Here is a 7,340-nt window from a genome sequence, read left to right as displayed (position 1 = left end):
TTGGCGTAGCCCACCAGGTTCTCCACGATCCCCTTCGATTCTGGGTCTGCGGCCTCACAGAAGTCGGGACGGAATCCGAAGTGGGTGGCGAAGCGCACGTAGTCCGGCGTGGGCACCACCACCTTGGCCACCACCGCCCCCTTCAGGCAGCCCATGCGGTCCGACAGCACCACCTTGGGCACCCCGCCCACCGCCTCCAGGGCTTCCGCCAAAAGCGAGAGGGTGGTCTCGGCGCGTTCGTCGGCGGCGAAGCGCACGAAGCGCCAGCGGCTCCACGCCAGCACGGCGCAGAACGCATGCAGGGCGCCGGTGGCTCCCCAGTCGATCACCAGGGTGTCGCCCGGCGCCCACACCGCCGGACGCCGTCCCCGGTGATGTCCCCGGCGCCAGGTCGCTTTGGCCCGGGCGACCAGGCGGCGGAAGTTGCGGGCGGAGCCGGTGTAGCCCGCCGCCTTCGCCTGCGGCAGCAGTCGCTTGGCGCTGATCCGGCCCTTGGTGTCGGCGACCCGGGCGGCGACCAGCTCTGCGAGCGGGTCGTAGTTGTGGCCCCGTGGCGGGCGCTGGCGGGCGGCGGCCCCCGCCCGGTGACGCTCAACGGCCCTCCTGACGGTCTTGTGGTCGCAGCCGCACATGACGGCCGCTCCCCGGTACGTGCCTACCTCGTGGTAGGCGGCGATCAGGTCCATGTCTTCCTCCGCTGACTTCACAATGAGGTTCCCTCCGGTCGGTGTGGTGCTGGCGGACACCGACACCGTCACCGGCCGGAGGGGCCAGGACTCGGATTTCAGGCGGAGGTGGGGCTTCCTTGCGGCCACCCGTGGGGCGTTCTAAGTGGCCACCAGTGGGGACTTTGGCATGGCCACGTACAAAGGAGAGACCCTACGGGGCCTCCTGCTCAATGCCTATGCATTCTGGGAGGTGTGCCAGATGGCACGCCTCGAATTGCAGGGGAGCGGGGCACAGCCCCCGACGCGTCAGTTGGAGCCGCCTCCTGGGGCATTGGGGGCTTGGGCCGGCACTTGGAACCCATGACCTTCCGCCCTGCGACCACAGGCCATCTGGCCCTGCCCTCCCGACGCCGCAATCACGACCATGAACGTACGGACCGCCTGAGGGCACGGATCTGAGGGGCGGAAAGGAGGCGTACATGTACACCCGTGTAACGGTCCCACTCGGTGGGACATCCCTCGCCGAGGCTGCGCTCGCTCCAGCCGCCGCGCCGCCCCCGACACCCCCGGAGGCCGAGATCCCGCCTGGCCGCGAGGGGAGCGCCGAGGAGCGCGTGGCCAAACAGTGCGCCGTCCCGGTGCTGGTGCTCCGGTCGCCGGACGGCCGCCGGCAGGCCGCAGAGGCCAGCAGGCCATGATTGCGCCGCCCGAGCCTTCCCCGCACGGCGGCGCCTGGGTGCGGCTCCACGGGCGCTGGCTGCAGCCCGCCGCGACCGCCGCGGGCCTGGCCGCCGGCGCCCTCCTCCACGGCGCCGGTCTGCCCCGCGCCGGGGATTGGGTCTGGATCGCAACTACGGCATGGGTGCTCATCCAGGTGGCCGGTGCCATGGCCCGAAGCCTCTGGCGGCGCCAGCCTGGCGTGGACCTCATCGCGGTGCTTGCCATGGCCAGCTCGCTGGCGCTCGGTGAGGATCTGGCTGGGGCGGTGATCGCCCTCATGCTCTCCGGTGGGCAAGCCCTTGAGGCTTTTGCCGGTTCCCGCGCCCGCCGTGAGCTCTCGGCCCTGCTCGAGCGGGCCCCGCGGACCGCGCACCGCTATGAGGACGGCCTCCTCGTCGCCCGCCCGATCGAGGAGATCGCTGTGGGCGATGTCCTCCTGGTCCCGCCCGGTGCCGTGGTCCCCGTGGACGGCAGGGTGGCGAGCGTGGCCGCGGTCGTGGACGAGTCTGCCCTCACCGGCGAGGCACGGCCCGTCGAGCGCGCCCGCGGCGACGAGGTGCGAAGCGGCTGTCTCAACGCGGGCGGTCCCTTCGATCTCCGTGCCACGGCGAGGGCCGGGGACAGCACCTACGCCGGGATCGTCCGCCTGGTTGCGCAAGCCCAGGCGTCCAAGGCCCCCTTCGCTCGGATGGCAGACCGCTACGCCCTGGGCTTCACCGGGGTGACGGTCGGCATCGCCGGGTCGGCATGGGCGCTGTCGGGCGATCCGGTCCGTGCCCTCGCGGTTCTGGTCGTGGCCACGCCGTGCCCGCTGATCCTGGCCGCGCCCGTGGCCATCGTCTCGGGAATCTCGCGAGCGGCGCGGCGCGGCATCGTGGTGAAGGGCGGCAAGGCACTTGAAGGGCTGGCCCAGGCCCGCCGCCTCTTGATGGACAAGACCGGGACCCTCACCGCCGGGGTCCCCGCCGTGACGGCCATCGAGACCGAAGCCGGCACGGACCCGGCGTCCATCCTCGGCCTCGCCGCATCGCTGGATCAGGTGTCGTCGCACGTCTTCGCCTCCGCCATCGTGCGGGCTGCCCGTGACCGGGGGCTCCCGCTCTCGCTGCCTGCGGATGTTGCGGAGGTAGCTGGTCGAGGCATCGAGGGCGCCGTGCAGGGATTCCAGGTCCGCGTCGGGCGGGCCTCCTGGGTGGTGCCGGCCGGCCTGCCCCCGCACCTGCGGCGGGTGCGCCGGCGCCTGAACCAGGAAGGCCTCTCCCACGCCGTCGTGGCTGTGACGGCGCCCCCGGAGGGTGGGGGGGACGGGTCGCCGACCCGTGTCGGCATAATCGTGCTCGAGGATCCGCTGCGGGCCGACACGCCCCGCACCATCCGGGCGCTGCGCGACGGCGGCATCGAGCAGGTCGTGGTCCTCACCGGAGACCAATCGGACGTGGCAGCCATCGTCGGCGACGCCGTGGGTGCGGACCGGGTCATCGCCGAGTGCTCGCCCGAGGAGAAGGTGGAGGCGGTACGGGCCCAACGGGGGCCAGGGACCACGGTCATGGTCGGTGATGGCCTGAACGATGCTGCGGCGCTCGCCGCCGCGGACGTCGGCGTCGCACTGGGGGCCCGGGGCGCCTCCGCCCACTCTGAGGCCGCCGACGCCGTCATCGTGGTTGACCGGCTAGACCGGCTGGCGGAGTCGATCGGCATCGCCAAGAGGTCGTATTCGATCGCCCGACAGAGCATCGTCGCTGGGATGGGGCTGTCCGCTGCGGCGATGATCGCCGCCGCCCTTGGGACCATCACCCCGGTGGCCGGTGCCCTCGTCCAGGAGGCCATAGACGTGGCGGTGATCCTGAACGCCCTCCGAGCACTGACGCCCGGCCGGCGCAGGACGCCGATGGATTCGATCGGGCCGGAGGTGGCCCAACGGTTCCGGATTGAACACGCCAGGCTTCTGCCGAAACTCGATGAGCTCCGCCGCGTGGGCGACACCCTTAACGAAATGGCTCCCGACGAGGCCCGGCGCCGGTTGGAGGCGGTTCGGAGGTTCCTCGTCGAGACGCTGGAGCCGCACGAGGAGGAGGACGACCGCATCCTCTACCCGGTGGTGGCTGCCGTCCTCGGCGGCGACGACCCGACCGCGGCGATGAGCCGTGGCCACCAGGAGATCCGCCGCCTGATCCGCCGCTACGCAGCGGCCGTCGACGACCTGCCACCCGAGGGACCCGATGCCGAGGATGCCCGGGCACTACGGGGCCTGCTCTACGGCCTGTACGCCGTCCTGCGCCTGCACTTCGCCCAGGAGGAAGAGTCTTACTTGTCCCTGGGAAGCCTGGAGCTCACTCCACCTTCCCGGCCGGAAAGAGGGCCCTCGGGGAAGGGTCCGATCGGCCCTGATACGGGCATGGTCGGAGCAACGAAGATCCCAGGAAACACGGACCGGTCTGGAGGAGTGGAACATGGACGAAATTAGCGTGAAGGATGTGATGACCATCCGAGTCGTCACCGTGACCCCTGAAGACTCCATCCACGAGGCGGCCCTGCGATTGGCCGGCAACCGCATCAGCGGCATGCCGGTGGTCGCCGGGCGGTTGGTCATCGGGGTGGTGTCCGAGAGCGACCTCATCCAGGCTATGACCCCGTTGGAAGACCGGGACCGGGGGATGACGGTGCTGGACTACGTCATGGCCCATCGGGAGCCGAGGACCCGGCCCGAGCCGACCCGGGTCGAGCACGTCATGTCCAGGCTCGTGGCCACCATCTCGCCGCACGCCCGTGTCTGGGAGGCTGCAGCCGAAATGCACCAGCGAGGCGTGAAGCGGCTCCCGGTCACCGACGACGACGGCCGACTCGTCGGCATCATCTCCCGCGCCGACCTGGTGCGGGCCATCGCGCAGGACGGCGCGCGCCTGGCCAAGGGCGCGGAAGGACCTGGCCCGAGCGCCTGAGGCCTGGCCCACCAGGGGGACAACTGGCATCGGCTCGACATCAGCCGCCCGGTCCCAGGCTCCATGCCAGGAGCTCGCGCACCGAGATCATGCCCCCCCGCTGCGTTGGCATCGACAACCGGCGCGTGGCGGATGCCGCCCTCGACCATCAGTCGGGCCCCTCGCAGGTGTTCTCTTGGCCGACGACATACGGTCAAGGAGTCATGTAGTCCACGACTCTGGTCCGGCCAGGGTCGACGCCGGCGGCCATGGCAGGGACCACGTCACGCTCCGAGAGCATGCCCTCGAGGTCGCCGTCCCAGACTGCCAGCGCCCCGATGTAATGTTCCACCATGAGCCCGGCCGGCGCCTCGAGGCTGGCGGAGGTCCGATGGTGACCAGCAGGGGTCGGAACACGTCGGCGATGCCGTTTGTCATCGATACTCTTTCGTCGTACGACTCACTGCGTGAAGACCGCGTTGTTGGCCGCGGAACTCACCGGTCGATTCCGTGCGAGCGCGTACCGTTCCTCGACTCGACAATGCGCAAGGCCAGGCGTGCCGCCCTCGGCACCGAGGCGGCGACGGGTCGGGAGAGCGGCGCGCCGAGGTAGAAGGCGGCTCCCTCAATAACGAGAACGGCCAAGCGGCGAGGCAGGCACCCCAGGGCGCGGGAGATGCCCACCGCGGCGCGCCCACGTCCATCCCGTGGGAGCTGGGGGCCGGCGGGGGGTCCCAGCCCCGGCTCGCCGGCAGGCAGGCGACGTGCACCGTCCCGGCGGGGCACCCGAGCTCGCCGCGTCGACGACGACGGCGTGACCGGCGCCCATCCATAGCTCGACGAGCCCTGTGTGCTTGTGCTGCCGCGGGTGCGAGACAGAGCTATAGCCTGGATTCTGTGGCCGAGGGGGCCTGATGTAGGCCGTGTCCAATGACGCCAACTACGTCGTGGGGCCATCCCTCAACGCCTTCTTGCACCTGTATCGCGCAGCTAGCCCTCTCCATCACCACCCTCGTGACCACCATGGCCGCCCTACCAGCTCACAGCTCCCGGCGCGTCGCGAGCGGAACGGATGCGGCGATGCAAGCTGCGGCGGCGGCGAGGCAGATGCCGGCCGCCCGCAGGTAGCCGGTGGCGGCATCGCCTCTGGCAAGTCCGGCCAGCGCCCCCATCAGGTGGGTGGGAAGCCAGGCGCCCACTCCTCCGATGGTGCCGACGATCGCCATGCCCAACAGAACCGCCAGGGCGATTCCGGCGGAAGCCAGGACGCTTCTCGCCACGGATGCGGCTAGGGCGGTCAGCGCGACCGCGAAACCGAGGAACAGCATCCCTAACGCCAAGCCCAGCAGCATCCGGCCGGCCGGCAGTGCCCCAATCAGCACGTCGGTTTCGTACCAGGCCGCGACCGTGCCCATGGCAAAGACCGCCGCGGCGACGGCGGCATTGACCAGCAAGGCTGGGAGCACCAGGCGGCGCACGGGCCGGACGCGGGTGCGAAGGAAGATACCCATCTCCCGACGGGCATCGAAGGCGAGGGCGGCGCCGGCCACTAGCACGACAACGAGCAGGCCGATCTGCGAGGCGTTCGAGACGTACTGGGCAACGCCGTCGGCGGGCACGGGGGGCGGGACCGACACCCGGACGCGCCCACCAACGTGGCCGATGATGTTCGGGAGGTACCTGGCCACGAACGGCCCGGTGACGCCGAAAAAGAGGTAGGTGCCGGCCAGGGCCATGAGGCGCCTGGTGCGCACGATGCGCAGCCACTCCAGCCGCCACAGGCTCAAGACGTCACCTCCAGGAAGACCTCCTCGAGGTCGGGAGCTTCTGGTCGCAGACTCACCACCCGGGCCTGGACGCCGGCCAGGACTCTGGTCAGCGAGCGCTCGGCCTCGTCCAGGGAACTGACCCGCACCGAGAGGACATCCAGCCCGCGCTGGGCAACGTCGGTGACCCAAGGCTGGGATTTGAGGGCGACGGTTGCAGGTTCCAGCGGGGGCCGGACCCGGACCTGGTAGGCCGGCTGGGTCTTGCCGGTCAGCAGCTCCCCAAGGGATCCCTCGAACACCAGCCGGCCGGACCGGAGGATGGCGACCCGGTCAGCCACCTCCTGCACGTCGGCGAGGATGTGGCTTGACAGGATCACGGTGGCGTGACCGCGGAGCTCGGCGATCAGATCCAGGACCTCGCGGCGGCCTGCGGGGTCGAGTGCCGAAGCCGGCTCGTCGAGCAGTAACAGCTCCGGGGCACCGACGAGCGTGGCGGCCAGCCCCAGGCGCTGGAGCATCCCCCTGGAGTACCCACCCACCCGCCGGTCCCGGTCGTCCGCGAGCCCGGCCGCCTGCAGCACCTCATCGACCCGGGCCTGCGGGAGGCTCGGGGCCACCAGGGCGCGGGCCAGGTCCACCACTTCCCGCCCGGTCAGCCACGGCTCGAACTGTGGGGTGTCGGGCAAGGTAGCGATCGATTGGTGGTCCGCCACGATGGTCACGGAGCCCGACGTCGGCTGCCGGAGGCCCGCCAGGATAGACAGCAGCGTCGTCTTGCCAGCGCCGTTGGGTCCGACCAGCCCGAGCACCGAACCACCGGGCACCTGCAGGTTGACAGCGTCGAGGGCCCGCTGTGATCCGTAGACCTTGCACAGCCCCGAGGTCTCGACGGCGTTCACGCGCTCTTCTTGCCCACGAGCAAGTACACGAGCCCACCGAAGGGCACCGATACCAGGCAGATGGCGGCCCAGGCCCACTTCGGCAGGTAGCGCACCTGGGACCCGAGCAGGTCGTAGAGGCAGTAAGCGACGAACCCCGCGCCGAGGACGACGAGTGGGACGATTGCAGCGACCATCTTCGGCTGCCCTCCTTCCGTCCGTCATCGGAGTCCTGTGACTCAGACTCGGGTCCAATGCTCGTCCTCAGGGGGCCAGACGGCTAGGGCCGGTTGGCAGGGCTTCGAGGGGTCCATCGCCCCCCGCTGCCTTTCTGCGAGGCTCCCAAAGTTCGCCAAAGCGGCTCCACGAGCCAGGGCCAAAGGGCCC

At 70.7% G+C, this 7,340-nt stretch carries 8 protein-coding genes; 3 read left to right on the top strand and 5 right to left on the bottom strand.

What is annotated here, in order from left to right:
* Window positions 1-707: IS21 family transposase (istA, locus tag VFW71_03315; protein ID HEU5001793.1), on the bottom strand; the 707-nt coding region annotated here is incomplete at its 3' end.
* 440 nt (window positions 708-1,147) lie between these two features.
* Between istA and VFW71_03310 the strand changes: the two genes are divergently transcribed.
* The 3 genes from VFW71_03310 to VFW71_03300 are packed head-to-tail and all read left to right on the top strand — an operon-like array spanning window position 1,148 to window position 4,327.
* The gene (locus VFW71_03310; protein HEU5001792.1) at window positions 1,148-1,366 is read left to right on the top strand and encodes a hypothetical protein; all 219 of its coding nucleotides are present in this window, start codon (window positions 1,148-1,150) and stop codon (window positions 1,364-1,366) included.
* Entirely contained in the window at window positions 1,363-3,852 is a 2,490-nt protein-coding gene (locus VFW71_03305; GenBank protein HEU5001791.1) for a heavy metal translocating P-type ATPase, read from the top strand. The genes VFW71_03310 and VFW71_03305 overlap by 4 nt, the downstream gene beginning before the upstream one ends.
* A complete protein-coding gene (locus VFW71_03300; GenBank protein HEU5001790.1) occupies window positions 3,839-4,327 on the top strand; it encodes a CBS domain-containing protein in 489 nt (162 codons plus the stop codon). Before VFW71_03305 ends, VFW71_03300 begins: the two co-directional genes overlap by 14 nt.
* 193 nt (window positions 4,328-4,520) lie before the next feature.
* Here VFW71_03300 and VFW71_03295 read toward each other — a convergent pair whose 3' ends face one another.
* From VFW71_03295 to VFW71_03280, 4 genes are all read right to left on the bottom strand, one after another.
* Window positions 4,521-4,661, bottom strand: a complete 141-nt coding sequence (locus tag VFW71_03295; protein ID HEU5001789.1) for a hypothetical protein — start codon at window positions 4,659-4,661, stop codon at window positions 4,521-4,523.
* Window positions 4,662-5,346: 685 nt separating this feature from the next.
* Window positions 5,347-6,093 (bottom strand): hypothetical protein, encoded by a 747-nt coding sequence (locus tag VFW71_03290; GenBank protein HEU5001788.1) that lies wholly within the window; start codon window positions 6,091-6,093, stop codon window positions 5,347-5,349.
* A complete protein-coding gene (locus VFW71_03285; protein ID HEU5001787.1) occupies window positions 6,090-6,974 on the bottom strand; it encodes an ABC transporter ATP-binding protein in 885 nt (294 codons plus the stop codon). The genes VFW71_03290 and VFW71_03285 overlap by 4 nt, the downstream gene beginning before the upstream one ends.
* Window positions 6,971-7,150, bottom strand: coding sequence for a PLDc N-terminal domain-containing protein (locus tag VFW71_03280; GenBank protein ID HEU5001786.1), 180 nt, complete (start codon window positions 7,148-7,150; stop codon window positions 6,971-6,973). Before VFW71_03280 ends, VFW71_03285 begins: the two co-directional genes overlap by 4 nt.
* Window positions 7,151-7,340 lie beyond the last annotated feature (190 nt).

It is taken from the genome of Actinomycetota bacterium (genome assembly GCA_035765775.1).
Classification (GTDB): domain Bacteria; phylum Actinomycetota; class CADDZG01; order JAHWKV01; family JAOPZY01; genus DASTWV01.
Note: the sequence above shows the minus strand (reverse complement) of the source record. Positions and strands in the feature narration are given on the sequence as shown.

Bases quoted from the DNA above. Each gene is read 5' to 3' on its own strand.
- VFW71_03310 (HEU5001792.1), top strand. From the start codon at position 1,148: ATGTACACCCGTGTAACGGTCCCACTCGGTGGGACATCCCTCGCCGAG.
- VFW71_03305 (HEU5001791.1), top strand. From the start codon at position 1,363: ATGATTGCGCCGCCCGAGCCTTCCCCGCACGGCGGCGCCTGGGTGCGG.
- VFW71_03280 (HEU5001786.1), bottom strand. From the start codon at position 7,150: ATGGTCGCTGCAATCGTCCCACTCGTCGTCCTCGGCGCGGGGTTCGTC.
- VFW71_03295 (HEU5001789.1), bottom strand. From the start codon at position 4,661: ATGGTGGAACATTACATCGGGGCGCTGGCAGTCTGGGACGGCGACCTC.
- VFW71_03300 (HEU5001790.1), top strand. From the start codon at position 3,839: ATGGACGAAATTAGCGTGAAGGATGTGATGACCATCCGAGTCGTCACC.